We start from the raw sequence: 25,794 nt of genomic DNA, 5'->3' as shown, positions 1-25,794 counted from the left end.
CGCCGAAAGGACATTTCATGCGTGCTGCACTGGTCAAGGAATTCGGGCCACCCTCCAGCATCGTGGTCGAGGACGTCGCCGACCTACATCCCGGTGCGGGCGAGGTCTTGATCGAGGTCGGCGCCGTCAGCATCAATTTCCCGGACATCCTCGTCGTCGAAGGCACCTATCAGAACCTGCCGGCGCGGCCGTTCAGCCCCGGTAAAGAGGCCGCGGGCCGCGTGATCGCGGTCGGTGACGGCGTCAGCCGCGTGCGCGTGGGTCAGCGCGTACTCGCCCTCGTGGAGTACGGCGGCTACGCCGAACAGCTCGTGGTGCCGGCGGATCTGGTGATGGAGTTACCCGACGGCATGTCGTATGAAGCCGCTGCCGCGTTCGGGTTGGTGTACTCCACGGCCTACTTCGGCCTGCTGCGCCGCGGACAACTCAAACCCGGTGAGACCGTGCTCATCACCGGTGCGGGCGGCGGCGTGGGTTCGGCGGCCGTGCAACTCGCGAAGGCCTCGGGTGCACGCGTCATCGCCCTGGCCCAAGACGAGGCCAAAGCCGAGCTCGCGCGCAGTCAGGGCGCTGACATCGCGCTGACATCGAAACCCGATACCCTGCGCGACGATCTGTTGGCCGCCACCGACGGTAAGGGCGTCGACGTCGTCATGGACATGCTCGGCGGTGACTTCTTGACCCAGATCATCCGGGCCACGGCATGGGAGGGCCGCATCGTCATCGTCGGATTCGCCTCCGGCAGCCAGAATCCCATCAAGCCGGGTCACATCCTGGTCAAGAGCATCAGTGTGATCGGGCTGCAGAGCAGCGACTATCGCGATCGAACCCCCGATTTGATGCGGTCATCGATGGCCGAGATGTTCGCGCTCTACGAGCAGGGCAAGCTCGATGCCGCCGTCGACACCACGTTCCCGTTGGAGAAGGTCGGGGATGCGCTGCAATACGTGAAGGACGGACGCGTGCGGGGCAAGGTCGTCGTCACGACCGGCCGCGGCTGATGACGCTCTGGTTCGACGACCTGACGGTCGGCCGTGCGTGGTCGGGTGCCTCGCGCACCGTGACCGAAGCAGACGTCGACGGTTTCGCCGAGTTGACCTGGGACCGTTTTCCGCTGCACACCAGTGAGGAATTCGCCAAGCGGACAGCCTTCGGCACCCGCATCGCGCACGGTCTGCTGGGGTTGGCCTTCGCGCACGGCCTGATGTGGGCGAACACCCATGAACTCGATGATTCGGTAATCGCGTTCATCGGCATCCGGGATTGGAAACTCCTGGGCCCCATTTACTTCGGTGACACCATGCGTGTCGAGTACGAGGTCGTCGAACAGCGGCGGTCCACCACCAAGCCGGACCGCGGTGTGATCGAGTTCGCGGTACGGGTCATCAATCAGCACGGAGATGTTGTCCAGCAGGGCGTCAAGACGATGCTCATCGGATCGGAGAAGCAATGAATCTGCCTGTGCAAGTGGGGGTGTTCGGCGGGGGGCGAATGGGTGCCGGTATCGCGCACGCGTTCCTGGTCGCCGGTGCCGCGGTGACGGTGATCGAAGCCGACGACGAAGCCGCGGTGGCGAGCGGTGAGCGTGTACGGGCCGGCCTTGCGAAGGCGGCTGAGCGGCATACGCTTTCGGAACCGCTCGACGACGTCGCGGCACGCCTGACGGTCACGCCTGATGTGGCTGCCTTGGCCGGTGCGGCCCTGGTGGTGGAGGCCGTTCCCGAGGTCGTGGACTTGAAGACGACGATCCTGGCCAAGGTGGAAGAGGTGGCGCCCGAGGCCGCCCTGGCGACCAACACCAGTTCACTGTCGGTCGATCGGTTGGCGTCCAATCTCAAACGCCCTGAGCGCTTCATCGGCCTGCACTTCTTCAACCCGGTGCCGGTCAGCGAGCTTGTCGAGATCGTCGTGGGTTCCAAGACAGCGTCCGATCTGGTTACCGCAGCGCAGTCCTGGGTGTCGTCGCTCGGCAAGACCGCGATCACGGTGACCGATTCGCCGGGCTTCGCTTCGTCGCGGCTGGGCGTCGCGATCGCGCTGGAAGCCATGCGGATGCTCGAGGACGGCGTCGCGACCGCCGAGGATATCGACACCGCGATGACGCTGGGTTACAAGCATCCGATGGGTCCGCTTCGCACCACCGACGTCGTGGGGCTCGATGTGCGCCTGGCCATCGCCGAGCATCTCGCCCGCGAGGTGGGACCGCGGTTCGAACCCCCGGCGATCCTCCGGGACAAGGTCGCTGCCGGTCACCTGGGACGCAAGTCGGGCCAAGGCTTCTATACGTGGTGATCCGCTAGCGGAACGTCATCATCGCCCGCGCGCCCGTGGCATCGGGAACGTCGAGGTGCGCGTGCTCGTTCACCGACACCACGGACACCCCCGTCGATCCCACGATCAACTTGGTGATCGACGCGTTGATCATGGTGCGGGACAAGCGGATCCAACTACTGGCAGGCAGATCCCAGATCTGGGCGAGGATCTGGGCGATCGTGCCGGACGAGGACACCGCCACGACCGTCTGGCCTGGCCCGGCGAGCTCGCTGACCGACTGCAGTGCGAGAGCGCACCGCCGCTGGTAGTCCTCGTAGGACTCGGCCACGGAGTACGGCAGTCCTTGCGGCGTGGTCCAATCATGCAGGGCCGCATCGACACTGGATTGCAGCTCGCGTCCGGCGCCCGTGGTGGCCAACTGCCCGCCGCCCAGGATCGCATCCATGTCGTACTCGTTCCAGTGCGGATTGCTCACCGGAGTTCCTTCGTGCGCGGCGGCGCGCAGGACGCATTCGAGCGTCTCCTCCTGTCGGGCAAGGTCGCCCGAAATCGCGGCGGTGATCGAATCCACGCGGGAGGCGAGGGCTTTGCCGGTCGATGTGGCCTGCGCACGGCCGAGCTCGGTGAGCCCGCCGTCGGCGCGGGACCGGGCGGCGGCGCCGTAGGCCTGTGCGCGCGCCTGGCCGTGTCGCACGAGATAGACGACGCCCACCGCGGTCCTCCTTCTGTACAAACGTAGGCCGCTGAACGGCCCTCATGCTAATGTCGAACATTAAGTGATATTGCTGTGACGTTCAAAGGGTGGGCTATGGTCAGCGGGGCAACCAACGGGTCCAAGCAACGAATGATCGGGCAGGCTGTCCTGCGTCCGCGGCAGCAGGTCGAGGAAACCATCAGGGCCGCGATCCTGTCCGGCGAGCTGCAGAGCGGTGAGATGCTGCCGCCCGAGGCGGAGTTGGCTCGGCAGTTCAACGTCAGTCGCACCACGTTGCGCGAGGCGTTGCGGGTCCTTACCTCCCAGCATCTGATCACCAAGATCCCGGGTGCGCGTGGCGGCAATTTCGTGCAATCCGTCGACTATCACTCGCTCGGGACGGTCATGACGGAGGCGGTCGACAACCTGCTCACGCTCGGCAGCATCCGCTTCGACGAGGTCGCCGACGTCCGCCAGTATCTCGAGGTGCCCGCGGTCCGGCTGGCTGCGATCCATCGGTCCGAAGACGACCTTGCCGGACTCACCGAGATCGTGGAACGGCAGAAAACGGCGTCGGTCGATGATCCCGAGATCCCCGACCTCGACCGCAAATTCCACACCTTGATCGCACGAGCGTCGGGCAACCGCGTTTTGGCGTCGTGCGTGGCCGCGCTGCATCACGCCACCGAACCCGTTCACTATCTCGATCTTTCGCCGGAAGTCGGAAAGCAGACGGTCCGCCAGCACGCCGCGATCCTGCGGGCGATCGACAAGCGCGACGCCGATGCCGCGGAGGCCGCCATCGTCGACCACCTCACCTACCTACGCAAGCACATCGTCGCGCACCAGGCCGCGGAGTGACCTGAGTTCGCGGTCACGCGGTGACCGTCCGCGGTTCGAGGTGCTTGGACCATCCCGATGCGCACAGCGCCGCGCACACGGCCGCCAGCAGTCCGAGTGCGGTCAGCATGACGGGGTAGCTGAAGAAGTGGGCGAGCGCGGCCAGTGCTGCCGGCAGGAGGAAGCCGACGTAGGCCAGTGAGTAGTAGACGCCCGAGATCCCGGCGAGTTCGTCGGGTTCGGCGATGCGCTGGATCTCCAAAAGCCCGGAGACGATGGCGATTCCGTATGCACTGCCGAGGAGCATCGCGACGAGCACGGCCACCAGTGCCGACCGCGTGATCGCGGTGGCGACCGCGGCGAACACCCCGAGGGCCATCAGGACCATCGACACCACGACGGCTCGGGCGCTTGAATGGTCGTCGAGCCGGCGGGCGATCGGTTGCACCAGGACACCGCATCCGAGTGTCAGCACTGTCAGGCCCGCGGTGTAAAGCAAAGCCCACGAGCCGAGTTCGTCGGCCACGAGCGCGGGCACGATCGCGTAGGCGATACCGGCCGAGCCAAAGATCCACGGCGCCATGGGAACAACGACGCGCAGGAAGCGGCGGTGACCGGCGGCGGGTACCCGCAACCCGTGCAGGATGCTGCCGGTGGCGCCCTCGGTGCGTGTCTCGACGGTGCGGCGCTGCACGGCCCACAGTGCGGGCAGGCACAGGACCGCATGGACGACATAGGTCAGCACAAGCGGTAGCGGCGCGAACGCGGCGAGCAGCCCCGCGCACAGCGGGCCCACGCCGAGGCCGAGCGAGAGGCAGATCGAAGCGCGGCGCGCGCCGGTGCCGGGCGCTGTGTCGTCGAACGGCGGTCCGGACAGTTCGGCGATCCAGGCCGATCCCACGGCCATCGCGATGCCGACGGCCAGACCGCTCAACAGCCGACCGGTGAACAGCGCTGGAAAACCCCAGACGTCGCCGATGGCGATGATGACGCTGCCCAGCGCGGAACTCACCACCCCGGCCGCCATCACGGGCCGGCGGCCATGGCGGTCCGACAGCGTCGATGCGATGAGCAGGCCGGGAACGAGACCGAGCACGTACGCGCCGAGCAGAACATCGACGTCGACGCGCGTGTAACCGGAATGCTCGGCATAGGCGATGAGCAACGGCGTGAACTGATTTCCGCCCCACCCGATGCAGAAGGCGGCGATCGCGACGGCCACCCATGGATGGACGCGCGTGCGGGTCATCCGAGCACCACCCGGTACGTCGCCTCCAGATGAGCCAGCAGGGCGGCCTCGAATTCCGCGACATCGCGTCGGCCGATCGCCTCGGCGAGCCGGCCGTGCTCGTTGACGAGTTCGGTCAACCGGGCGGAATCCGACCGTGCGGCGTCGGCCATCATGCGGCGTTGCCGATCGCTCAGCGAACCGTAGAAGCGTTGGGCGATCGAGTTGCCTGCCACCTCCACGATGCGCCGGTGAAACGCGTCATCGGCGGCCGCGAACTGCTGCGTGTCACCCGCGACCCGGCGCTGCTCGGCCACGAGCTCGGTGAGCTCGGTGAACAGTTGCTCGACCGTTTCGGGTGAACGGCACAGCCGGCGCACAGCCGCGGTCTCGAGCGCGAGGCGCATCTCGAGAAGGTCGGTGGCCTCACGCGAGGGCACGGGTATGACGACCGCGCCGCGGCGGGGCAGCAGATCCAACAGATCCTCGGCCGCCAGCCGCAGGAACGCCTCGTGCACCGGGGTTCGGCTGATGCCGAGCTGACCGGCGACCTCGACCTCACTGAGCAGCTGACCGCCGCGGACCTCGCCCGACAGAATCTGGTCCTTGGTCAGTTGGTAGGCGCGCTGGCTGCTGGAGCTCTCCATGGCGCACCACTGTACGCGCTTGCATGCAACGATGCATGCAAGCACTCAGGATTGCGGCGCACGCTCCTTCGCGAAGGCCTCGACGATGGCCGCGCAGAACGCGGGCAGGTCGTCGGGGGACCGGCTGGTCATCAGGTTGCCGTCGACGACGAGTTCCTGATCGACGACGTTGGCTCCGGCATTGCGCAGATCGGTGCGCAGGCTGGGATATGACGTCAGCGTGCGACCTTTCGCGACACCCGCCTCGACGAGCGTCCACGGGCCATGGCAGATGACGCCGACGGGCTTGCCCGATTCGACGAAGTCGCGGACGAACGACACGGCGTCCGAGTCGGACCGCAGCTTGTCGGCGTTGACGGTGCCGCCCGGGATCACGAGTCCGTCGAACTCGTCGACCTTGGCCTTCGCGACCGGACGGTCGACGTCATATGTTCCGGCCGGCTGCAGGTCGTGGTCGCGCGCGTCGATCGCGTCGCTCTTGAGTGACAGCAGTTCGGTTGTTCCGCCTGCGTTGCGGACGGCATCGCGAGGCTCGGTCAGTTCACGACGTTCGACACCGTCGGTCGCCAGGATGGCGATCTTCTTGCCGTCGAGTACTTGGGACATAGGTGGCCTCCCTTTTTTCGTGGTTCGAATGAGGCCTACCCATTGCGGAGCGTTTTAGAACGGGCTGCTGTTCTGCTGGTATTTGGCTTCCTGAGGCCGAGGTCCGAAGCGCCGGATGTAGTCCTCGTGAATGTGTGCTTCCTTCTTGTACTTGATCTCGTCGACGAGGTTGGGGTCCAGATTGTGCTGGGCCAGGCGATGGCGGCGCCAGACCTTGTTGAGCGCGAGCGCCATCAGGAGCGCCCAGATGTAGATCGGCACGGTCATCTCGATGTGCACGTACAACGAGGCAGGCAGCAACCAGAACGGAGCGAGCACGAACAGCGGCGGGATCGCCATGCGGATCATGTGCCTGCGGATCGCGCCATGGTCGGCCAGATCGTGGGCAACCCAGTCGCGCATCGAGTCGGGCAGCCGTTTTCCGTACGAATAGGCGATGTACTGAAAGAGATTGGGCTTGGTGGCGGCCATGATGAGTCCTAGCGGTTCGTCAGTGGGTGAGAGCGTTGGCGGCGAGCGCGGCACTGTTGATGCGGGTCAGTACGCGATGGAGTTCTTCGAGTTCGGCCATGTCGACACCGAGTCGGGCGACGACGGCGGGCGGGATGTCCAGTGCGCGGTCGCGAAGTTCGATCCCGGCCCCGGTGAGTGCGATGTCGGTTGCGCGTTCGTCACCGGTGCTTCGGGTGCGGGTGACGAGCCCGAGCGCCTCCAGGCGCTTGAGCATGGGCGACAGTGTCGCGGAGTCGAGCTGAAGTGCCGCGGCGATCTGCTTGACCGACAGCGGGGGAGTGCCGCCGGAGTTCGACCGGTGGTGGTCCCACAGCGCGAGCATGACCAGGTATTGCGGATGGGTCAGGCCCAGCGGCTCGAGCAGTGGCCGGTACACCGACAGCACCGCCCGGTTGGTGACGGCCAACGCGAAGCAGACCTGGCGCTCCAGGGCCAACGGATCGATGTCGACCTCGGTCGATGTGGACATGACTAAATCGTACGCCAATAGTTAGGGCACTAACAATGTCTGGGCGCTCACATCCGCGGCGAAAATCATTGGCCGGTGCCGGGTGATGGATGTGAGGGTGTCCAGCATGGGTGAGTTGGACTCGACCGGGGCCGCGATCGCGTCGAACCGGCAGAACTGGGATGACCGCGCCGAAGTTCACGTGCGCTCGAAGTTCTATGACGTGGACGGTTTTCTGGCCGACCCGACCGATATCTCCTCGGTCGTGCGCAACGACCTGTCGGTGCTGACGCCACATCTGCCGGCCGCCGGCGTGCAAGGCCGCTCACTGCTACATCTGCAGTGCCACATCGGCACCGACACCGTCTCGTGGGCCAGGCTCGGCGCCGTGGACGTCCACGGGCTCGACCTGTCCCCGAACTCGCTGCGCCACGCCGAACGGATTGCCCGTGCCGACAACCGCGACATCACCTGGATCGAGGGCGACGCGCGGTTTGCGTCCAGCCTGATCGATCGCCGTTTCGACACGATCGTCACCAGTGCGGGCACGATCGTGTGGCTGCCCGAACTCCGGAACTGGGCGCGGTCGATCCACGACCTACTCGAGCCCGGCGGGCTGTTCATGATCCGCGACGACCATCCCATCCTTGGCGCGATGGAGTACGGGCTCTGGGAGATCGCCGATGACTATCTGTCCGGGGGCGGGCCTCGCACGTACGAGGATGCGGGCACCTACACCGAGGATTCCGACGGGCAGATCGCGCACCGCACCAACCACGAGTGGCGCCACGACCTCGGCGAGATCGTCGGTGCGCTGTTGGCCGCCGGGTTGCGGATCGAAGCGCTCGAAGAGCTGCCGTACATGGACTGGCCGGCGTTCCCCATCCTGCAGCCATCCCCGCAGGGCTGGGAACTGCCGTCGGGAACGCCTCGGATCCCGTTGAACTTCGCGGTCGTCGCCAAGCGCGTCGACTGAAACCCTTTCCGCGAAAGCGCCGACAACAGCTGTTGATCGGCTGTCTATTCGGTATTCACAGCCTGATGCCAGGCTGGCCAGATGGATCTGACCACGCTCGCGCGCGAGCTGCTCGAACCGCTGCCGGCGCACCGGACCGTCGGTGTCGAGGTACTGCGGGCCGCCGACGGAGAGGCCGAGATCTCCTCGCGGACAAGCAAACAGCTCACGAATGTGATCGGTTCGCTGCACTCCTCGGGCCTGATCGCGCTGATCGACGCGGCAGGTCTGGCAGCGATCATCGCCGGAGCGCCGAACAAGAACGCGATGGCCGGGATCCTGCCGTTGGGGCGGACCGCGTCCGTCGAGTTCCTCGCTCCGGCGCGCGGGCGTCTACTGGCGACCGCCGCCCTCGACGACGAGGCCCGCCACGCGCTCGAGCCGCTGTGGGCCGGTGCCTCGGATCGGGCCCGATTCTCGACCGTCGCCCAGATCATGGACAGCTCGGGCACCGTGGTCAGTCGCGGCAGCTTCGACTGGAGTGTGCGGCGCGTGCCCGTCGGCGACGAAGGCTAATTGGCCCGGCGCGCCAGCCGTTCGGTGTTGTCGATGAGAATGCTCTTGCCCTGCACCCGAATCCAGCCGCGTTGTGCGAAATCGGAGAGCGCCTTGTTGACGGTCTCGCGCGACGAGCCGACGAGCTGCGCGATCTCCTCCTGCGTGAGCTCATGATCCACCCGCAGCGAACTGCCCTCGCGGCTGCCGAATCGCTGCGCGAGGTACAGCAACTGTTTGGCGACCCGGCCGGGCACGTCGGTGAAGATCAGGTCGGACAGGTTGTCGTTCGTGCGGCGCAGCCGGCGGGCCAGCACCCGCAACAGCTGCTCGGCGATCTCGGGCCGGTCGGCGATCCAGCTGCGCAGCACACTGCGGCTCATGGTGACAGCGTGCACGTCGGTCAGCGCGGTGACAGTCGACGTCCGCGGGCCGGGATCGAAGATCGCGAGCTCGCCGAACATGTCGGATGGGCCCATGAGGGTGAGCAGGCTTTCACGGCCGTCGACGGTTTTCCGGCCGATCTTCACCTTGCCCGACGTGATGATGTACAGCGTGTCACCCGGCTCGCCCTCGACGAATATGACCTTGCCGCGGGGAAACGACACCGGTTCCAGTTGTTGGGCGAGCGCGGCCACGGCGCTCGGTGAAACGCCCTGGAAGATTCCGGCACGCGCCAGCACCTCGTCCATGCTGTCCCCTGTTCTCGTACGTGCCGGCTATCGCTGCTTCAGTAACTAACGAAGCTGACCGTGGTTTCGTCATGTCGGCGTCCGGCGTCGACCGCACTCGGTCCTAATCTCTTCTACCACGAGTGTGGGTCTGCTCACCTTTGAGTTATTGCGGGGTCACCAGCCCGGTGTCGTAGGCGTGGATGATCGCCGCCGCCCGGTCGCGCAGGTCGAGCTTGACGAAGATGTGGCCGATGTGGCTTTTGACGGTCAGCCCCGAGATGCTCAGTTCGTCGGCGATCTCCGAATTGGACCGGCCTTTGGCGATCAGCGTCAGGACATCGAGTTCCCGGGCGGTGAGGTCACCGACCGCTTCGACGCGGCGCGGCGCGGCGGCTCTGCGGTAGGTCGTCAGCACGCGGGAGGTCACGGCCGGATCGAGATAGCTGTCGCCCTGTGCCACGGCGCGGACCGCTCTGATCAATTCTTCAGCCGAGGAGTCTTTGAGCACGAAGCCGGCCGCCCCGGCGCGCAGCACCCCGGACAGCAGTTCGTCGTCGTTGAACGTCGTCAGGGCGAGTACGGGCGGTCCGGCCGCGGCGGTCAGGCGGCTGGTCGCCTCGATGCCGTCGACGCGCTTCATCCGCAGATCCATCACCACGACGTCGGGGTCGTGCCGGGCGACCGCGTCGGGCACCTCGTCGCCGTCTGCGCATTCGGCGACGATCGTGAACCCGTCCTTGCGCCGCAGAATCCTGCGCAGCCCGGAGCGCACGAGGTCCTGGTCATCGGCGAGGAGGACGGCGATCTCGCCGGCGCGGTCCGTCATGACACCAGGGGGCATGGCCGTAGGGACTCGTCGTCCAGCGGGATGTTGGTGCGCACCGCCCAACCGTCGCACGTCGGGCCGACGCTGATGATGCCGCCGAGCAGTTCCACGCGCTGACGCATGCCCCGCACGCCACGGCCCTCGGCCGCCGCCGCGGGGCCGGTCATCTCGTTGACGACGGTCAGGGTCGCCGACGTCCGGGAGATGCGAAGGCGCACAGTGGATTGTGCCTCGGGGGCGTGTTTGGCGATGTTGGCCAGCGACTCCTGGGTGATGCGGTAGAGCCCCAGCCCGACCGCGGCCGATACGGTGTCGGTCGGTCCGCTGGCATCGAGGGTGACGTTCAGGCCGGCGCGGACGAAGTCGTCGACGAGACCTCCGATGTCGTCGATGCCGGGCTCGGGCGCGATGCTCATGGGGGCACCGTCGAGCAATCCGACCGTGCGGCGGATGTCGGTCATCGCCTGGCGGCCGAGACGCTCGGCCTGTTCGAGTGCGTCGACCGCGTCGTCGATGTCGCGGTCTTCCTGCAGTCCACGCCTGGCGCCCGTGAGGTGCAGCAACGTGATACTCAGCGAGTGCGCGATGACATCGTGCACCTCACGTGCGATGCGGCGCCGCTCGTCGGCCGCCGCGTGCCGGGTCAACGCGGCCTGCGCCTGCTGCTGCTGTTCCATGAGGTGCTGTTGGGTGTGCATGAGATAGCCGACGAGCCATCCCATTCCGAGGATGCCGAGATAGAGCGGCAGGTTGTCGAGACGGTGCAGCGCCGAGGCCGCCAGCAGCAGACCGGCCGCCGCGACCGAAGTCAGGAATCCGCCGACAACCCCGGTGAGCGAGGCGACCTCACCCACCATCATCACCATGAGCAGCGGTGCGAAATCGCTGGCGATGGGCGTCGACGTGGCGAACAGGAGCAGGGCGGTCGCGCCGGTCAACGCCGCCCAGAGGATGGGGGCTTTGAACCTGAGCCCGTACGTGTAGGACAGGGGCAACGGTGCGACAGAGATCAGGAGCGCCAGCAGGGCCACCGGGAGGTCTGCCGTGCTGCGCTGCAACACGGCCACGACGCCCGCACCGACGAGGGTGGCGTCCATCGCGACGACGGATGCCCAGTTGTGGCCGAGGGGGATCATCTCGCCCCGTCGGCGCAGCTGCTGCCGCACGCGGTGTGCCATCGCACCCAGCATCTTCTGATGGTAGAAGGATCGCTCGCCGCCGCGCATCATCCCGTGGTGGCAAGGCGGAGTCCTACCAGGGTCGTAGCTCAGAGCCGGAACATCTCCCGTCGCATCGCGGCCTCTTCCATGAAGCTCTCGCGCAGCGGTGGATGGTATTCACGCTTGGGCCGGGTCTTCGGTGTGTCCGTCGTGGATTCCGCGCGGACGGCCGCCCGGATCCGGCGCAGCAGGTCGGCGATCCGGTGGCGAGGTTCGTTGCGCGGCAACGCTATCGCCGGCCACGCCCGCGTGACGCCGGCCAGTGGGTTGGCCTGTGAGGGCTGTGCTCGTGTCATGGCTCGACGCTACGAAGCGCACGGGCCACCCCACATCGCGCTGATGTCCGATCTTGATTTACGACCCTGGTAGTAGTTGTAAACCGACCGCGGTACCAGGTTCGGGCGGTTCGACCGCGGGGATCAGTCCCCGATCGGCACGAGCGTCAGGCTGGCCGGCGCCACGTGCAGCGTCACTTTCGTTTCCGGGGCATAGGAGACCGACGGCTCGCAACGGGCCCGGATGTCCTGGTCGCCGACCCGGACGATGTGGTCCACCGCGTCGCCGAGAAAGCTGCGGGTCACGATGCTGCCGGTCAGCTGATTGGGCCCGCTGACCGTTGGCGGTTCGTCGATCAGTGTCACGGCTTCGGGGCGGGCGGCCAGGATGACGGACTCGCCGATCCCGACCGACAATTCGCTTGCGACCATCAGGCGTCCGTGGCCGGTCTCGACGACGAGGTGGTTGTCCTCGCGTCCGGTGACAGTGCCGTTGACGAAGTTCGAGGTGCCGATGAACTCGGCGACGAACCGGTTGGCGGGCCGTTCGTAAATGTCGCGCGGCGGGGCCAGTTGCATGATCTTGCCCGACCGCATCACCGCGATGCGCGAAGACAGGGCCAGCGCCTCGATCTGGTCGTGGGTGACGTAGATGCTCGTGATACCCAGATCGTGCTGCAGCCGTTTGAGTTCGAACCGCAAAGACTCCCGTAGTTTGGCGTCGAGATTCGACAACGGCTCGTCGAGCAGCAGCAGTGGCGGCTCGGTGACCAGTGCGCGGGCGAGCGCGAGGCGCTGCTGCTGACCGCCCGACAGCTTGGTGGCCTGCCGCCCGGCCAGATGTGCGAGTTCCATGGTCGCGAGCACGCGTTCGACCTTCTCGGCAATGGTTCTCTTGCTGGGCCGCTTCCGGCGCGGCAGGACCTGCAGCGGGAACGCGACGTTGTCGAAGACCTTCATATGGGGCCAGATCGCGTACGACTGGAACACCATGCCGAGACCGCGTTCGTTGGTCGGCATGTGAAAAGCCTTGGCCCCGGTGCTGTTGAACATGACCCGGTCAGCCACCTTGATGGTGCCAGAATCGGGGCGCTCCAGACCCGCCACCGAACGCAGGGTCGTGGTCTTGCCGCATCCGGACGGTCCGAGCAACGTGAACAGTTCCCCTTCCTTCACGTGGATGCTCACATCGTCGATCGCCCGTACCCGGGCGGCGTCCTTGGTGTTCGGTTGTTTATCCCCGTCGAAAGTCTTGACGAGATTGGTGATTTCGAGCATGTGTCGTCCTTGCTTCGGGTCGGGGAGGGGTTAGTCGGTGCGCAGCCCGACGTTGGCGCCGAGCTTGTAGGCGATCGTCACGAACGCGACCAGGGTGGCCACCATCAGCACACCGAGCGCGGCCACCGCAGACATCTCGCCCTTCTCGTAGAACTGGAATGTCACGATGGCCAGCACCTCGTTACCGGGGCTGTACAGCAGGATCGAACTGGACAGCTCGCGGATCGACACGATCACGATGTAGATCCAGCCGGCCACGATGCCCGGCATCATGAGCGGCAGCACCACGCGGCGTACGGCCTGGAACCAGCTGGCCCCCGACACCGCGGCGGATTCCTCGAGCTCCGCCGAGATCTGCGTGAGTGACGAGGTGGCATAACGCATTCCGTACGGGAGGAACCGGGTGACGTAGGCGATCATCAGGATCAGCAGGGTCCCGTATACCGGGACCGGCAGCGGGTTGCGCAGATACACGAACGAGATAGCGACGCCCATCACGAGCCCCGGCACGATCAGCGGCAGGAACGTCAGCTGGTCCACGATCTGGCGGCCGGGCGTCCTGGTGCGGATCACCAGCCACGCGGCCAGTGCGGTCAGCACCATCACCACCGTGGCGGCCCCGGCGCTGAGGATCACCGAGTTGACCACCGACCGGGTGAAGATGCGGTTGTCGAACAGTGCGGTGTAGTTGCTGAAGGTGAAGTCGCCGAACGATGCGAACGAAAACCCTTGGTAGTAAGGCACCAACGAGTTGTAGAGCATGACGAGCACCGGTAGCACCGTGGTCACGGCGAAGTAGAGCACCACGAGCGCACCCACGGGTCCGCGAGCGCGGCCGAGATCCAGCGGACGCGGCCGGAAACCCTTGCCGGTCACCGTCGCGTATTCCTTACCCTGACCGCCCAGCTTGCTGACCGCCCAGACACCGACGACCGAGATGACCACCAGGCCGATCGACAGAGCGCCTGCGGCGCCGTAGTCGTACGGATACTGCCGCAGGGTGTCGAAGATTTCGCTGACGAACACGTTGATGCGGTCGGGCAGGCCGAGCAGGACCGGCACCTCGAAACTGGTGAGCGCGTTGACGCCGGTGACCAGCAGCGCGCCGGCGATGGCAGGCCGGGTGAGCGGCAGGGTGACCCGGCGGATCATCGTGAGTTTGCTTGCGCCACAGACCAATGCCGACTCTTCGAGGGCCGGGTCCATCGAGCGGAATGCCGCGACCATGAAGAGGAAGACCAGCGGGGCCGAGTGGGTACCCTCGACCCAAATCATGCCGGCCATGCTGAAGATGTCGAAGAACGGGCGCCCGATGAGGGCGTTGGAGAGTTGATTGAGGATTCCGACCCGCTCGCTGCTGAGCATGATCCAGGCGATCGTGTAGAGCAGGCCCGGGATGATGAGCGGCACCATCGCGGTGGCGACCAGCAGCGGCCGGAACGGCACATTGGTGCGCACGGTCACGTACGCGAGAAACGTCCCCGTGACGAAAGACAGCAGCGTGGCACCGACGGTGAAGATCAGCGAATTGCTGATCAGCGACGGCAGTTCGGGGTTCGTGTAGGCACGGGCGAACCCGCCGAAGGTGAAGCCGCCCTTGTCGAAGAACGTGCCGTACGCCAGGTACAACAGCGGGGTCAGGGTCAGGTAGCCGATGACGATGACGACGGCGAGCAGGATGAACGAGCGCGGGGCGATGAAGGCTTTGAGCCACCGCCGCATCGGGCCGTCGGCGACATCGGCTCCAGATGCCGGAGGCCCCGGCGGAGGGGAATCCGCCGGCGCCTGCCGAATGCCTACCGCGGTAGTCGAACTGGGTGTGGGGCTCATCGTGGTTCAGGCAGTCCTTTCCGGGTCAGCCCTGGCCCAGCAGTGCGTCGAACCGCTTGGTCCATTCGTCGCGTTCAGTGGTGAACTTCTTGAAGTCGACCGAGGTCAGCTTCTCCTGCGGGATGCCCTCGAGTGGTCCGCCGGGCTGGGGGATGGCGGTCGGCGTGCGGTCCTCGCTCGCGAGCATCTGCTGACCTTCGGTGAGCAGGAAGTCGACGAAGAGCATGGCCGCCGCGGGATGCGGTGCGTTCTTGAGGATCGTGGCGCCCTGGGCCTGGAAGATGAGCGGCTCGATGAAGCTTCCATCCTTTTTGCGCCATGCCACCGGGGCCTTCGGATCCTTTTCCAGAAGGCGGTCGATCGACTGCGTGTACACCGACAGCGACACCGGGTACTCACCGGCGAGCAGCAGCTGCGCCTGCACGGTGTGGCCGGCGTTCAGCGTGGAATAGGAAGCGAGCGTGCGGATCATGTCGTCCACCTGCTCTTCGGACCACCCCTTCTGGGTGGTGTAGTAATCCATGACGCCCGTGTACCAAATCCAGTCGCGTGGATCGAGCGAAAGCTTGCCCTTCCACTTGGGGTCGGTGAAGCCGTCGAGGGTGTCGGGGAGCTCGTCCTCGTTGACGAGGTTGGTGTTCCAGCCCTGCGTGTACACGCTGAGCCGGGTCGCGGCCACGTTGGAGGCCTGGTCGTACCCGGGGATCTTGTCGGTCAGCTCGGGGTTGACGTACTCGTAGGTCATGCCCTGTTCGGAGATCGAGAACGATTCGGAGTCGTCCATCACGTCGGCTCCGTAGAAGCCTGCCCCGTACTCCTGGAGGATGCGCTGCAGCACGGTGTCGGACTGGCCCGAGTACATCTCGACCGGGATGTCGTACTTCTTCTCGAACGCCTCGACAATCGGGTCCATCCCGGAGCTCGCCGTGTAGAAGACGACCGTTCCTTCTTTCTGGGCCTCGGCGACCAGTGCGTCCGTGCGCTCCTTGCCCGTCATGGCGTTGAACTTGTCCAACGTCGCCGCAGCGCTGCCGGGCCCGCTGTCGGCGCCGGAATTTCCGTTTTCGCTGCCACCGCAGCTCGTAACGACCAAACTGGTTGCAACACCTATTGCGGCAACTGTCTGGACGAACCGCCTGCGGCTCATCCACGGGCTGCTCTTCGGTGTTGGGACTAACTGCATCGTCACTCCTCATGGCTTCGGGGCGGGCGCGCATGTGGTCTGCGTCTCATGGCAGCATTGCAGCAATGAATGTTGCGGTCAATACCTCGCTGCGGATAATATGTGCCGCAATGTGATCTGGATTACCGACCGGAAAGAGCTGCCGTGCTGAGTCTGTCCTTTGCATCCGCGGTGAACGAACGCACCAGGCCGATCATGGAAGGCGCGGTCACCGCAGAGGGCATCACGCTCAACCCGCTGGTATCCGATCCCGCCGAAACGTTCTGGCGGATGTTGCGTTTCGGTGATTTCGACATCTGTGAGATGTCGATCTCGTCATTGCTCATGGCAGTCGAACGGGGTGCCGACCTGGTCGCGATTCCCGCTTTCCCGTCGCGGCGGTTCATGCACATCGAACTCGTGTGCCATCGCGACTCGGGCATCGAGAAGCCCGCGGATCTGGCGGGGAAGCGGCTCGGGGTAGGGGAGTACCAGCAGACCGCGGCGCTGTGGACGCGCGGCATCCTCGATCACGACTTCGGCGTATCGCAGTACGACATTCAGTGGTACATGGAGCGGACGCCGGACCGCAGCCACGGTGCGGCAACGGGTTTCGAGCCGCCTGAGGGCATCTCGCTGAGCTTCGTGCCGCCCGACAAGAGCCTGGCGACGATGCTGGCCGCGCACGAGATCGACGCCGCGCTCGTCAAACGCGCCATGCGCAAACCGGCATCCAACGTCGTCGAGCGGTCCGCGCACATGAAGGTCTCCCCGGCGGAGTTCCGGAAGGTGACCAGGCCGGTGTTCGCCGATCCGCTCGCCGAGGGCCAGCGCTTCTACCGCGCACACGGGTTCGTCCCGGTCAACCACACCTACGTGGTGCGAGGAGACGTGGCGCGTGAACACCCGTGGGTGCCCTTCAACATCTATCAGGCCATGCTGCGCGCGAAGGATGTGGCCGAACGCGATCTGGTCAAGGCCGTGCCGCTGAGCCTGATCTTCCCAGAACAGTATCTGCAGCAGACCGAGGAGCTGTTGGGCCCCAACCTGTTTCCCTACGGGATCGAGGCCAACCGGGCAGCGCTGGAGACCATCGCCGACTACTCGCACGAGCAGGGCCTGACGAAGAAGCGCGCCGACGTCAACAGCCTGTTCGCGCCGAGCACGCTCGACCTCTGAGCGGTCGTGGGGTGGGGGCTGAGCGAACGGGTCGCGGGCGCCTGGCAGCGTTCCGTGCGGTCGTTGCGCGTGCGCAACTATCGGTTGTTCTTTTTCGGTCACGCGGTCTCGGTCGCCGGTACCTGGATGCAGCGCGTGGCGCAGGACTGGCTGGTCTACCAGATCACCGACAGCCCGATCGCGATCGGTGTCGCGCTCGCCCTGCAGTTCAGCCCGATCCTGGTACTGGGCATCTGGGGTGGCGTGCTGGCCGATCGGGTCGATCGGCGCGTGGCGCTCATCGTCACCCAAATCGTCCAGCTGGTACTGGCTCTCGTGCTGGGTGTGCTGGCGATCGCCGACGTCGTCGAACTCTGGATGGTCTATGTCCTTGCTCTGCTGCTCGGCCTGGTGACAGTCGTCGATCAGCCGGTACGGCAGTCGTTCGTCGCCGATCTGGTCGACCGCGACAGCTACGCCAATGCCCAGGTGCTCAATTCGACCGCTCAGAACCTCGGCAAGTTCGCCGGTCCGGCGTTGGCCGGCGGGGTGATCGCGTGGCAGGGCATCGGTGCGGCGTTTCTGCTCAATGCACTGTCGTTCGTGGCGATGCTCATCGGGCTGGCGATGATGCGGCGACAAGAACTGTTGCCGCAGCCGAGGCTGCAGAGCGCCCGCGGGCAGGCGCGGGCAGGCATCGCGTATGTGTTCGGCCATCCGCAACTGCGTGTCGCGATGCTGCTGTTGATCGTGGTTTCGGTGCTGGGGCAGAACTTTCGCGTCGTCTTCCCGCTCATGGGTTCGATGTTCGGGGGCGGCGCCGACGCGTACGGAACGTTGATGGCCATGGTCGGCCTCGGCGCATTGGTCGCCGCGGTGTTCACCGCGGCGCGGGAGACGGCGACGCTGCGCGGACTCGTCGTCGCCGCAGCGGCTTTCGGCGCGGTGAGTTGCGTGCTCGCCGGCAGCCGAACCCTGGTGTTCGCGTTCGTCGCCACGGTGGCGCTCGGGATCACGAACTTCGTGTTCAACACCGTCGTCCGCATCGTCATGCTGCTCGTGTCGGAGCCGTTGATGCAGGGGAGGGTACTGGCCTTGCACGGTCTGGTGTTCCTGGGCAGTACGCCGATCGGCGGGCTGGTGATCGGCTGGGTGTGCCAACACTGGGGCGTGCGGGCGGGTCTTCTGACCGGCGGCATCAGCGTCTTCGCGGCGGCGCTCGTCGCGGCCGCAATGTTGTGCAACGCCAAGCGGAACAGCAATGCCACCAACCATTGACAGCAGCAATATTTGCTGCATAAAGTCGAGTTAGACGGAAGAGGAGATGCAACGATGCGGATGGTAGACGCGCTTGCGCAGTGGTTCGAAGCAGCGGGTGTCACCCATTACTACGGCTACGCGGGCGGCGCGGTGTGGCCGCTGCTGGACGGCTTGGTCGATCACCCGTCGATCCAGGGCGTGCAGGCCAAGCACGAATCGCATGCCGTGCATCAGGCCGACATTCACTGGCGCGTCAACCAGAAGATCGCGCCGGTGATCGTCACCAAGGGGCCGGGTCTCCTCAACTGTGTCGGCGGCGTCGCGAGCGCGATGCACGACGGGATCCCCCTGCTCGTGATCGCGGGCTCCGGCGCCACGCACTTCCTCGGCAAAGGCGGTATGCAGGAGCTGTACTACTCCGGATTCGACGACGCCGTCCCGGTGTTCCGCCCCATCACCAAGGGCTCCTGGCTCGCGGTGCGGCCGGATACGGTGATCGACCTTCTCAATCACGCACTGCGGGTGGCGACCAGCGGCAAGCCCGGACCCGTCTTCATCCAGCTCCCACTCGACGTGCAACTCGCCGCGCTCGAGGGCGAGGTCGAAGCGCCGGTGCGGCGTTCGGTGCGCCAACGCACTCGGGTCGATGTCGCGGACGTCGGCGAGGCAGGCAATCTACTGGCCGAGGCGCAGCGCCCGCTGCTGCTGGCCGGTGGCGGCCTCGTGCGTTCTCCCGGTGGCGCACAGGCACTTCGGAGTCTTGCGGAATCCCGCGGCATCCCGGTCGTGACCACGCTGCCCGGCAAGGGCCTGCTCGACGAAGAGCATCCGCTGTCACTCGGCTGCGTGGGCCGCTCGGGTACCGAATGTGCGGCTCGCGCGACGCGTGAGGCAGACCTGATAGTCGCTGTCGGGTCCCGGTTCTCCGACAACCACACCAACAACTGGCGCAAGGGCGCGATCTACGACATGGAGCAGACCAAGCTCGTCCAGGTCAACGTCGACCCGGAGGAGATCGGACGCAACTACTCGGTGGAGCAGGGTCTGGTCGGCGACGGTGCGGCCTTCCTCGAGGATCTCCGCGCGGTGACCGACGGCGCTCCCGACGCCTATGCGGACTGGGTCGGGAAGGTCAGCCAATTCCGTTCGGAATGGCGCGATTCCATCGTACCGGTGCTGACGGCGCCGACGTCTCCCATCCACCCCGGCAGGATGTGCTACGAGGTTGGTGGGGTGCTCGCCGAGCGCGGCCGCGTGTTCGTCGACATCGGTGATGTCATCCAGTACGCCGAGCCCTACATGACCGTCCGGCGTGCGGGTGCGTTCCATATCAGTCCCGGTATGGCCGAAATGGGATGGGCCGCACAGGGAGCGACTGGCGCATGTCTGGCGGCTCCCGGTGAGCCCGCGGTGGTGCTCACCGGCGACGGCGCGTTCATGATGGGGCCACAGGCGGTGGCAACCGCAGTCGAGTACGGCGCGCCGGTGGTCTGGGTGATCCTCAACAATCTGGAACTGGGTATCGAGCGCAAAGGCGCGGACGGGAAATTCGGTCGCAGCCATCCGTGGTACTCGTTCACGGTGGCCGCGACCGGCGAGCCCTACACCCCCGACTTCGCGGCCCTGGCCCGCTCGTTCGGAGCCGAGGGCGAGCGTATCGACGAGACCGGGCAGTTCCGGCCCGCGTTGGAGAAGGCGGTGGTCAGCGGTCGCCCCACGGTGCTCGATGTGGCGATAGACACGTCGATCCCGAGTTACTTCACCAAGGGCCTCGATCGCTACAACCCCGACCACTGGGGCCAGAGTTACCCGTCCTACGGCGGCCTGAAGTTGGCGAAGTGACGTCGGCGGACTCGTCCCCGGTCCCGATTCTCGTCGGGGGCCGATGGGAATCCGACGGCACGCCGCTGACCGCGCGTGCCGCCGGCGACGGGCGCGTCATCGGGCACACGTTCGGGGCGACACCGGACCAACTGGACCGTGCCACCGATGCCGCCGTGCAGGCTTTCAGCCAGACGCGCCGGCTCGCATCGTTCGAACGCGGTGAGATGTTGCGTGACATCGCCGACCGGATGCTCGCCGACGTCGAGGGGCTGGCGGCAACGCTTGCCGCCGAGATCGGCAAGCCGATCGGCGATGCGCGCCTTGAGGTTCGGCGCACCGCCGGTGCGTTCCGGATGGCGGGCGAGGAGGCCGAGCGCATCGGCGGCGAGGTCATGCCGCTCGATCTGCTGCCGACGTCGCGTGGTCGCTGGGGAATCACGCGGCAGATGCCGCTCGGCCCGATCGCCGCCATCTCACCGTTCAACGTGCCGCTGAGCCTGTCGGCACACAAGGTCGCCCCCGCATTGGCGGCAGGCTGCACCGTGGTGCTCAAGCCCGACTCGCGCGCCGCGCTGACCCTGCTGCGGCTGGCCGAATTGATCGTCGAGGCGGGAGTGCCTGCCGGCGCGGTGAGCGTGCTGCCGATGAGCACGGAGGTCGGTGACCGCATGGTGACCGACGACCGCTTCCGGATGGTCAGCTTCACCGGTTCGGTTCAGGCCGGATGGGACATCCGGTCCAGGGCAGGCACCAAGAAGGTCGCACTCGAGCTCGGCGGCAATGCACCGGTGATCGTCGACGAGACCGCCGACGTCGCGCATGCCGCAGCGCGCACGGTGGCGGCGGGCTTCAAGTACGCCGGCCAACTATGCATCAGCGCCCAGCGCGTATTCGTCCATCGCGCTGTCGCAACGGAATTCGTGGACGCTCTGACGAAGGGGGCGGCCACGCTCAAAGTGGGGGATCCGCTCGACGAGACGACCCAGGTCGGCCCGATGATCTCGGTGGACGCGGCGGACCGCATCCGGTCCTGGATCGACGAGGCCGTGCAAGGCGGCGCCCGATTGCTCACCGGGGGCGAGGGATCCGGCGCGTTCGTGACGCCCGCGGTGCTCGACCAGGTCCCCGACACGGCGCAACTGTCGTGCCAGGAGGCGTTCGGGCCGGTGGTCGTGGTCAACACATTCGACGATCTCGATGCCGCGTTCGCCGCGGCGGACGGTACCCCGTACGGGCTGCAGGCCGGCTACTTCACCCGTGACCTGCACCGGGCCTGGCGTGCCTACGAACAACTCGAATTCGGAACCGTCGTCATCAACGACGCCCCGGCCTTCCGCGTGGACAGCATGCCGTTCGGCGGGGTGAAGAAGTCGGGGCTGGGCCGGGAGGGTATCCGGTGGGCAATCGCCGACATGACCGAACCACGTCTGCTCGTGCTCGCGCCCGAGGCCTGAGAAGGGGGATTTCGCAATGACCACAGCACCTTTGGACGATGTCACCGAGACCGTCCGTGGCAAGTACGACAAGCTGACGAACTCGCAGAAGCGGATCGCCGAGATGATCATCGAGGATCCCGAGTTCGTCGCGTTCGCGACGGTGGACAAGCTGGCCAGTCGGCTCGATGTGGCGGCCTCTACCGTCGTGCGGTTCGCCTACAAGCTCGGCCTCGACGGGTATCAGGATCTGCAGGAGCGCATCCGGCGGCAGATCCGTGAACAGTACCGGGCCGTCGGTGAGGAAGGCGCGACTCCGACGAGTCACCTCGCCGGAACACCGTTCCAGGCGTCGCTCGACAACGACTTCTCGCATCTGCAGCGGACCGCGCGCGCATTGGACCGTGAGGCCCTGGAGAAGGCGGTCACAGCGCTGGCCGAGGCCGAACACGTCTACATCACCGGTGATCTGACCTCCTACTGCCTCGCGTACTTCACCGCGATCGCGGTGGGACGAGCCCGCGACCGAGTGCGGCTCGTGCGCGCCGACGCCGAGGGGGCCACCGCTCTGCTGGAGATGGGTCCTGACGACGTCCTGCTGGCCTTCACCTTTCCGCCGTACTCACGCAACGTGCTGCGCGTCGTCGATTGGGCGGTGCGCAGGCGGACCTTGACGATCGGTGTCACCGACGCCGCCATTTCCCCGGTGGGACAACGGGTCTCGATCGTGCTGTCGGTGATGGCAGGCGGTATCGGCCCGCAGAACACCCTCGTCCCGGGCATGGCGGTGGCCAATGCCCTGGTGAACGGCCTGTTCGAGCGGAACGAGGACGTGTCGGTGGATCGGTACAAGGCGGTCGGATCACTGGCCGCGGACTGGGATCTGTTCGTGTTGGGACCCGACAATGGCAGCTGACCATACCGGGCCACTGAACGGGATCCGCGTGCTGGATCTCGCCGATCCGCTGGCCGCCTACGGCGCCCGGCTGCTCGCCGATCTCGGGGCCGAGGTGATTCGCGTCGAACCGGTGACCGGTCGCAGCACAGTGGATCGGCCCCCGTTCTGGCTCGCTCCCGACAGCCCGGCGGTGAGCCTATTCGAGCGATTCGTCAACGCCGGCAAGCGATCCGTCACCCTCGACATCACGGTTCCCGAGGCCGAACCGGTGCTCGCTGACCTGTTGGCGTCGGCTGATGTCGTCGTCGAGAGCCCGGCTCGGATGCTTGCCGACAGCGGGTGGTCCGATGAGCGGGTTACGGCCGCGAATCCGGCGTTGATCCGCGTCCAGGTGTCGCCGTACGGCCGTGATGCCGTCGGCGATGCACCCGACGACGATCTGGTGCTGCTCGGTGCGGGCGGGCTGCTGCACATGGGTGGTTATCCCGACATCGGCCCGGTCGCGGTGTATGGGCAACAGAGCACCTACATGGCCTCGATCTTCGCGGCCGTCGCCGCCATCGTGGGCCTGATCGGCAGGCAACGCACGGGTGCCGGGATGACCGCCGACGTATCCGCCCAGGAGTGCATCGCCCAGGCATTGGAAGAAAGTGTGATGCGATATGCGCTCACCGGCGAGGTGCGGGCACCGCAGGGCGACGTGGCCAAAGAGGCGGGCACCGGAACCTACCGGTGCGCCGACGGATACGTCAGCATGGTCGCCGGACGGTTGGGCACGGCAGCGGCCTGGACGTCTCTGGTCAAGTGGATCACCGAATCCGACGGCACAGCAACAGAGCTGACCGACGATGGGTGGTCGAAGTTCGAGTTCCGGCAACAACCCGACGCCATCGAGACGTTCCGCAGGATCTTCGAGCGGTTCGCCGCGACCCGTACCCGCCAAGAGCTCTACCGCGGCGCGCAGGAACGCGGGATCGCACTGTCACCGGTCAACGATCTGGCCGCAGTTCGCGAGGACGCCCAGCTGAACAGCCGCGAGTTCTTCGTCGGGGTCGAAGATCCGGAACTCGGCTGCACGATCACCTATCCCGGGCTGCCGTATCGCATGAGCGGAACGCCGTTGCCGGGTCCACGACCGGCACCCCGGCGCGGCGCCGACAACGTCAGCGTCTACGTCGACGGGCTCGGCCTCGGCGTCGACGAGTTGGAGAGCCTGTCCGCACGGGGCGTCCTGTGACCGCGCCGCTGGCCGGACTGCGCGTCCTCGATTTCGCCTGGATCGGCGCGGGAGCGCTGGTCACCAAGGCCTTGGCCGAGCTGGGTGCCGATGTCATCCGCATCGAATCACGCGTCCGTCCCGACAATCTGCGACAGTCCCCGCCCTTTCGTCCCGGCACCACGGGCCTCGACGCGTCCGGCTACTTCGCATCGCGGAACCCCGGCAAGCGCAGCGTCGCACTCAACATGAAGCATCCGAAGGCCCGCGAGATCGCGTTGTCGCTGGCCGCCCAGTCCGACGTGTTCGCCAGCAACTTCCGAACGGGGGTGCTCGAACGGTGGGGCATGGCGTATGCCGATGTGCAACAGGTCAATCCGCGCATCGTCTACCTGACGATGCCGATGCAGGGCCGCGACGGACCACACCACGACTACGTCGGCTTCGGGTCGACGATCGCGGCGCTGGCCGGTTTGGTGCACACCACCGCGGCACCCGGCCGCCCACCGATCGGCACCGGCACGCATTATCCCGACCATGTGCCCAATCCGGGCCACGCCCTGGTCGCGCTGCTCGCCGCGATATACCACCAGCAGCGCACCGGTGAAGGCCAGTACGTCGAACTGTCCCAACTGGAGTCGACGGTCAACGTCGTCGGGCACGGCATCGTGCACAGCTCGCTGGGTGCCGACGTGTCGCCTGCCGGCAATCACGCGCCCGGCTGCGCTCCACGCGGCGCGTATGCCTGCGCGGACGGTGAATGGCTCGCGGTGTCCTGTCAGACCGAGGAGCAGTGGAACGCACTGGCAAAAGTCGTCGACCGCACCGACTGGCTCGCCGATCACCGGTTCGGCACAGTGCTCGAACGGCTTCGGAATTCCGACGCCCTCGACGCCGAACTCGGTGAGGTTCTGTCCGCGCGGCGCCGGTCGGCGGTGGTGACCGAACTCGCCAACGCCGGAGTACCCGCCGGTCCGGTGAACAGCTCCAAGGACATGCTGGACGATCCACATCTGAGCGCACGCGGATTCTGGGAGTCAGTGCAGCACAAAGTGATCGGCGAGGTCCCGATGTTCCACCTGCCGTTCCGGCTGGATGACGGCGACCGCCCGTCGATGTCACCGCCGCCGCTGTTGGGCGAGCACACCCGCGAGGTGGCGACCTCGGTGCTCGAACTGACCGACGACGAATACGAAGAATTGGTGGCAGATGGGCTGTTCCAGTGAACGACGCCGTCGAATGGGAATGCCGCGGGCCGGTCGGCTGGATCCGGCTCAACCGGCCTGCACAGCGTAACGCCATCAACCAGGCGGTGCGGTACGGGCTCGCACAGGCATTCGCCGAGCTGGAGGCCATCGACGAGGTGGGCGTCATCGTGCTGACCGGTGCCGGCCCGATGTTCTGCGCAGGCGTCGACCTCAAGGAGAATCGCCCCAAACGCGGGCTGCTCGATCTCGGGGAGCCCGTCAGCGCCCCGGTCGACCGGTGTACGCGTCCGGTGATCGCGGCGCTCAACGGGCCCGCGGTGGGCGGCGGATTCGAGCTGGCGCTGGCGGCCGATCTGCGGGTTGCGGCGCGCTCGGCGTGGTTCGCACTCACCGAACTGCGTATCGGCAGCCTCCCGGGCAGTGGTGGCACACAGCGGCTCTTCGACGCCCTGCCGTCAGCCGTCGCATGGCGAATGCTCTTGAGCGGTAAGAGAATGCCCTCCGAGGATGCTGAGCGGTTCGGATTGGTGAGTGACGTCTTCGACGACGAGACATTCGAATCGGATGTCGAAGAGTTGGTGTCCACACTGGCGCAGGCGGCGCCGCTTTCGATGCGGGCGGCCAAGCTGGCCCGCACTGCCGCCGAATCCGTCGGTGCGGGCCTGGCCATGGAACGGGTGTTGTGGCGAGTGCTCGCCGACACCGAAGACCGCGACGAAGGACGGGCGGCATTTCGCGAGAAGCGCCCGCCCCGCTTCCGGGGTCGCTGAAA

28 protein-coding genes are annotated in these 25,794 nt (G+C 66.4%); 15 read left to right on the top strand and 13 right to left on the bottom strand.

What is annotated here, in order from left to right; all coding sequences use genetic code 11:
- Positions 1 to 17 precede the first annotated feature (17 nt).
- Genes ACOI2T_RS33505 through ACOI2T_RS33495 form a run of 3 tightly spaced genes read left to right on the top strand, consistent with a single transcriptional unit; the run spans position 18 to position 2,292 of the window.
- Entirely contained in the window at positions 18 to 1,001 is a 984-nt protein-coding gene (locus tag ACOI2T_RS33505; RefSeq protein ID WP_409505180.1) for an NADPH:quinone oxidoreductase family protein, read from the top strand.
- Positions 1,001 to 1,453, top strand: a complete 453-nt coding sequence (locus ACOI2T_RS33500) for a MaoC/PaaZ C-terminal domain-containing protein (RefSeq protein ID WP_409505179.1) — start codon at positions 1,001 to 1,003, stop codon at positions 1,451 to 1,453. The genes ACOI2T_RS33505 and ACOI2T_RS33500 overlap by 1 nt, the downstream gene beginning before the upstream one ends.
- Positions 1,450 to 2,292 carry a 3-hydroxyacyl-CoA dehydrogenase family protein gene (locus ACOI2T_RS33495; protein WP_409505178.1) on the top strand — a complete coding sequence of 281 codons (843 nt, stop codon included), beginning with the start codon at positions 1,450 to 1,452 and terminating at the stop codon, positions 2,290 to 2,292. Before ACOI2T_RS33500 ends, ACOI2T_RS33495 begins: the two co-directional genes overlap by 4 nt.
- A gap of 4 nt (positions 2,293 to 2,296) precedes the next feature.
- Here the strand turns inward: ACOI2T_RS33495 and ACOI2T_RS33490 are convergent, their stop codons facing one another.
- Entirely contained in the window at positions 2,297 to 2,986 is a 690-nt protein-coding gene (locus ACOI2T_RS33490) for a histidine phosphatase family protein (RefSeq protein ID WP_409505177.1), read from the bottom strand.
- A gap of 96 nt (positions 2,987 to 3,082) precedes the next feature.
- Between ACOI2T_RS33490 and ACOI2T_RS33485 the strand changes: the two genes are divergently transcribed.
- Entirely contained in the window at positions 3,083 to 3,829 is a 747-nt protein-coding gene (locus ACOI2T_RS33485) for a FadR/GntR family transcriptional regulator (RefSeq protein ID WP_067857824.1), read from the top strand.
- Positions 3,830 to 3,842: 13 nt separating this feature from the next.
- On the opposite strand, the gene ACOI2T_RS33480 is transcribed toward ACOI2T_RS33485, so the two are convergent.
- From ACOI2T_RS33480 to ACOI2T_RS33460, 5 genes are read right to left on the bottom strand one after another with little or no spacing between them, the layout of a single operon-like run.
- The gene (locus ACOI2T_RS33480; protein WP_409505176.1) at positions 3,843 to 5,057 is read right to left on the bottom strand and encodes an MFS transporter; all 1,215 of its coding nucleotides are present in this window, start codon (positions 5,055 to 5,057) and stop codon (positions 3,843 to 3,845) included.
- Positions 5,054 to 5,683, bottom strand: a complete 630-nt coding sequence (locus tag ACOI2T_RS33475; RefSeq protein ID WP_409505175.1) for a GntR family transcriptional regulator — start codon at positions 5,681 to 5,683, stop codon at positions 5,054 to 5,056. Before ACOI2T_RS33475 ends, ACOI2T_RS33480 begins: the two co-directional genes overlap by 4 nt.
- 45 nt (positions 5,684 to 5,728) lie before the next feature.
- Entirely contained in the window at positions 5,729 to 6,289 is a 561-nt protein-coding gene (locus ACOI2T_RS33470; protein ID WP_067857816.1) for a type 1 glutamine amidotransferase domain-containing protein, read from the bottom strand.
- A gap of 54 nt (positions 6,290 to 6,343) precedes the next feature.
- Positions 6,344 to 6,760: a DUF5313 domain-containing protein gene (locus ACOI2T_RS33465; RefSeq protein WP_067857813.1), complete on the bottom strand. Its 417-nt coding sequence runs from the start codon at positions 6,758 to 6,760 to the stop codon at positions 6,344 to 6,346.
- A gap of 19 nt (positions 6,761 to 6,779) precedes the next feature.
- Entirely contained in the window at positions 6,780 to 7,271 is a 492-nt protein-coding gene (locus tag ACOI2T_RS33460) for a MarR family winged helix-turn-helix transcriptional regulator (RefSeq protein WP_409505174.1), read from the bottom strand.
- 106 nt (positions 7,272 to 7,377) lie between these two features.
- Between ACOI2T_RS33460 and ACOI2T_RS33455 the strand changes: the two genes are divergently transcribed.
- Together ACOI2T_RS33455 and ACOI2T_RS33450 are read left to right on the top strand one after the other, a co-directional pair.
- Positions 7,378 to 8,226 carry a class I SAM-dependent methyltransferase gene (locus tag ACOI2T_RS33455; protein WP_067857808.1) on the top strand — a complete coding sequence of 283 codons (849 nt, stop codon included), beginning with the start codon at positions 7,378 to 7,380 and terminating at the stop codon, positions 8,224 to 8,226.
- Between the two features lie 81 nt (positions 8,227 to 8,307).
- Entirely contained in the window at positions 8,308 to 8,781 is a 474-nt protein-coding gene (locus ACOI2T_RS33450) for a DUF4442 domain-containing protein (RefSeq protein WP_409505173.1), read from the top strand.
- Here ACOI2T_RS33450 and crp read toward each other — a convergent pair.
- The 7 genes from crp to ACOI2T_RS33415 all read right to left on the bottom strand — a co-directional run bounded on the left by crp (position 8,778) and on the right by ACOI2T_RS33415 (position 15,860).
- On the bottom strand, positions 8,778 to 9,452 hold the full coding sequence (crp, locus tag ACOI2T_RS33445; RefSeq protein WP_067857802.1) for a cAMP-activated global transcriptional regulator CRP: 675 nt from the start codon (positions 9,450 to 9,452) through the stop codon (positions 8,778 to 8,780). The genes ACOI2T_RS33450 and crp overlap by 4 nt on opposite strands.
- A 145-nt stretch (positions 9,453 to 9,597) precedes the next feature.
- Positions 9,598 to 10,260: a response regulator transcription factor gene (locus tag ACOI2T_RS33440; RefSeq protein ID WP_409505172.1), complete on the bottom strand. Its 663-nt coding sequence runs from the start codon at positions 10,258 to 10,260 to the stop codon at positions 9,598 to 9,600.
- Entirely contained in the window at positions 10,257 to 11,450 is a 1,194-nt protein-coding gene (locus ACOI2T_RS33435; protein WP_409505171.1) for a sensor histidine kinase, read from the bottom strand. The genes ACOI2T_RS33440 and ACOI2T_RS33435 overlap by 4 nt, the downstream gene beginning before the upstream one ends.
- A gap of 77 nt (positions 11,451 to 11,527) precedes the next feature.
- The gene (locus tag ACOI2T_RS33430; RefSeq protein ID WP_085146259.1) at positions 11,528 to 11,776 is read right to left on the bottom strand and encodes a hypothetical protein; all 249 of its coding nucleotides are present in this window, start codon (positions 11,774 to 11,776) and stop codon (positions 11,528 to 11,530) included.
- A 123-nt stretch (positions 11,777 to 11,899) separates the two neighbouring features.
- Positions 11,900 to 13,033 carry an ABC transporter ATP-binding protein gene (locus ACOI2T_RS33425; protein ID WP_409505170.1) on the bottom strand — a complete coding sequence of 378 codons (1,134 nt, stop codon included), beginning with the start codon at positions 13,031 to 13,033 and terminating at the stop codon, positions 11,900 to 11,902.
- Positions 13,034 to 13,063: 30 nt separating this feature from the next.
- On the bottom strand, positions 13,064 to 14,863 hold the full coding sequence (locus ACOI2T_RS33420) for an ABC transporter permease (protein ID WP_067857790.1): 1,800 nt from the start codon (positions 14,861 to 14,863) through the stop codon (positions 13,064 to 13,066).
- A gap of 25 nt (positions 14,864 to 14,888) precedes the next feature.
- Positions 14,889 to 15,860: an ABC transporter substrate-binding protein gene (locus ACOI2T_RS33415; RefSeq protein ID WP_157894423.1), complete on the bottom strand. Its 972-nt coding sequence runs from the start codon at positions 15,858 to 15,860 to the stop codon at positions 14,889 to 14,891.
- Positions 15,861 to 15,870: 10 nt separating this feature from the next.
- On the opposite strand from ACOI2T_RS33415, the gene ACOI2T_RS33410 reads away from it, so the two are divergent.
- Genes ACOI2T_RS33410 through ACOI2T_RS33370 form a run of 9 tightly spaced genes read left to right on the top strand, consistent with a single transcriptional unit; the run spans position 15,871 to position 25,792 of the window.
- Positions 15,871 to 16,197, top strand: a complete 327-nt coding sequence (locus ACOI2T_RS33410) for a hypothetical protein (protein WP_421875228.1) — start codon at positions 15,871 to 15,873, stop codon at positions 16,195 to 16,197.
- Positions 16,191 to 17,204 (top strand): PhnD/SsuA/transferrin family substrate-binding protein, encoded by a 1,014-nt coding sequence (locus ACOI2T_RS33405; protein ID WP_421875225.1) that lies wholly within the window; start codon positions 16,191 to 16,193, stop codon positions 17,202 to 17,204. The genes ACOI2T_RS33410 and ACOI2T_RS33405 overlap by 7 nt, the downstream gene beginning before the upstream one ends.
- A gap of 6 nt (positions 17,205 to 17,210) precedes the next feature.
- Positions 17,211 to 18,461 carry an MFS transporter gene (locus tag ACOI2T_RS33400; protein ID WP_409505167.1) on the top strand — a complete coding sequence of 417 codons (1,251 nt, stop codon included), beginning with the start codon at positions 17,211 to 17,213 and terminating at the stop codon, positions 18,459 to 18,461.
- 54 nt (positions 18,462 to 18,515) lie between these two features.
- Complete coding sequence (locus ACOI2T_RS33395) at positions 18,516 to 20,285, top strand: thiamine pyrophosphate-binding protein (RefSeq protein ID WP_409505166.1); 1,770 nt, start codon at positions 18,516 to 18,518, stop codon at positions 20,283 to 20,285.
- Positions 20,282 to 21,721, top strand: a complete 1,440-nt coding sequence (locus ACOI2T_RS33390) for an aldehyde dehydrogenase family protein (RefSeq protein ID WP_409505165.1) — start codon at positions 20,282 to 20,284, stop codon at positions 21,719 to 21,721. The genes ACOI2T_RS33395 and ACOI2T_RS33390 overlap by 4 nt, the downstream gene beginning before the upstream one ends.
- A 16-nt stretch (positions 21,722 to 21,737) precedes the next feature.
- Positions 21,738 to 22,616: a MurR/RpiR family transcriptional regulator gene (locus tag ACOI2T_RS33385; protein WP_084356984.1), complete on the top strand. Its 879-nt coding sequence runs from the start codon at positions 21,738 to 21,740 to the stop codon at positions 22,614 to 22,616.
- The gene (locus ACOI2T_RS33380; RefSeq protein ID WP_409505164.1) at positions 22,606 to 23,835 is read left to right on the top strand and encodes a CaiB/BaiF CoA transferase family protein; all 1,230 of its coding nucleotides are present in this window, start codon (positions 22,606 to 22,608) and stop codon (positions 23,833 to 23,835) included. The genes ACOI2T_RS33385 and ACOI2T_RS33380 overlap by 11 nt, the downstream gene beginning before the upstream one ends.
- Entirely contained in the window at positions 23,832 to 25,040 is a 1,209-nt protein-coding gene (locus ACOI2T_RS33375; protein WP_409505163.1) for a CaiB/BaiF CoA transferase family protein, read from the top strand. Before ACOI2T_RS33380 ends, ACOI2T_RS33375 begins: the two co-directional genes overlap by 4 nt.
- Positions 25,037 to 25,792, top strand: coding sequence for an enoyl-CoA hydratase/isomerase family protein (locus ACOI2T_RS33370; RefSeq protein WP_409505162.1), 756 nt, complete (start codon positions 25,037 to 25,039; stop codon positions 25,790 to 25,792). The genes ACOI2T_RS33375 and ACOI2T_RS33370 overlap by 4 nt, the downstream gene beginning before the upstream one ends.
- The last annotated feature ends 2 nt before the right edge of the window (positions 25,793 to 25,794 follow it).

This window comes from Mycolicibacterium wolinskyi str. Jessa 2025 (assembly GCF_049241375.1).
Classification (GTDB): domain Bacteria; phylum Actinomycetota; class Actinomycetes; order Mycobacteriales; family Mycobacteriaceae; genus Mycobacterium; species Mycobacterium wolinskyi.
The sequence above is the reverse complement of the archived record's forward strand: the minus strand, read 5'-3'. Positions and strand labels throughout refer to the sequence as shown.

Excerpts from the sequence above, each read along its gene's own strand:
- ACOI2T_RS33480 (WP_409505176.1), bottom strand. The coding sequence starts at position 5,057 with ATGACCCGCACGCGCGTCCATCCATGGGTGGCCGTCGCGATCGCCGCC.
- ACOI2T_RS33395 (WP_409505166.1), top strand. The coding sequence starts at position 18,516 with ATGCGGATGGTAGACGCGCTTGCGCAGTGGTTCGAAGCAGCGGGTGTC.
- ACOI2T_RS33425 (WP_409505170.1), bottom strand. The coding sequence starts at position 13,033 with ATGCTCGAAATCACCAATCTCGTCAAGACTTTCGACGGGGATAAACAA.
- ACOI2T_RS33385 (WP_084356984.1), top strand. The coding sequence starts at position 21,738 with ATGACCACAGCACCTTTGGACGATGTCACCGAGACCGTCCGTGGCAAG.
- ACOI2T_RS33495 (WP_409505178.1), top strand. The coding sequence starts at position 1,450 with ATGAATCTGCCTGTGCAAGTGGGGGTGTTCGGCGGGGGGCGAATGGGT.
- ACOI2T_RS33455 (WP_067857808.1), top strand. The coding sequence starts at position 7,378 with ATGGGTGAGTTGGACTCGACCGGGGCCGCGATCGCGTCGAACCGGCAG.
- ACOI2T_RS33475 (WP_409505175.1), bottom strand. The coding sequence starts at position 5,683 with ATGGAGAGCTCCAGCAGCCAGCGCGCCTACCAACTGACCAAGGACCAG.
- crp (WP_067857802.1), bottom strand. The coding sequence starts at position 9,452 with ATGGACGAGGTGCTGGCGCGTGCCGGAATCTTCCAGGGCGTTTCACCG.
- ACOI2T_RS33450 (WP_409505173.1), top strand. The coding sequence starts at position 8,308 with ATGGATCTGACCACGCTCGCGCGCGAGCTGCTCGAACCGCTGCCGGCG.
- ACOI2T_RS33470 (WP_067857816.1), bottom strand. The coding sequence starts at position 6,289 with ATGTCCCAAGTACTCGACGGCAAGAAGATCGCCATCCTGGCGACCGAC.
- ACOI2T_RS33380 (WP_409505164.1), top strand. The coding sequence starts at position 22,606 with ATGGCAGCTGACCATACCGGGCCACTGAACGGGATCCGCGTGCTGGAT.
- ACOI2T_RS33435 (WP_409505171.1), bottom strand. The coding sequence starts at position 11,450 with ATGCTGGGTGCGATGGCACACCGCGTGCGGCAGCAGCTGCGCCGACGG.
- ACOI2T_RS33465 (WP_067857813.1), bottom strand. The coding sequence starts at position 6,760 with ATGGCCGCCACCAAGCCCAATCTCTTTCAGTACATCGCCTATTCGTAC.
- ACOI2T_RS33415 (WP_157894423.1), bottom strand. The coding sequence starts at position 15,860 with ATGACGGGCAAGGAGCGCACGGACGCACTGGTCGCCGAGGCCCAGAAA.
- ACOI2T_RS33440 (WP_409505172.1), bottom strand. The coding sequence starts at position 10,260 with ATGACGGACCGCGCCGGCGAGATCGCCGTCCTCCTCGCCGATGACCAG.
- ACOI2T_RS33485 (WP_067857824.1), top strand. The coding sequence starts at position 3,083 with ATGGTCAGCGGGGCAACCAACGGGTCCAAGCAACGAATGATCGGGCAG.
- ACOI2T_RS33500 (WP_409505179.1), top strand. The coding sequence starts at position 1,001 with ATGACGCTCTGGTTCGACGACCTGACGGTCGGCCGTGCGTGGTCGGGT.
- ACOI2T_RS33505 (WP_409505180.1), top strand. The coding sequence starts at position 18 with ATGCGTGCTGCACTGGTCAAGGAATTCGGGCCACCCTCCAGCATCGTG.
- ACOI2T_RS33430 (WP_085146259.1), bottom strand. The coding sequence starts at position 11,776 with ATGACACGAGCACAGCCCTCACAGGCCAACCCACTGGCCGGCGTCACG.
- ACOI2T_RS33420 (WP_067857790.1), bottom strand. The coding sequence starts at position 14,863 with ATGAGCCCCACACCCAGTTCGACTACCGCGGTAGGCATTCGGCAGGCG.
- ACOI2T_RS33460 (WP_409505174.1), bottom strand. The coding sequence starts at position 7,271 with ATGTCCACATCGACCGAGGTCGACATCGATCCGTTGGCCCTGGAGCGC.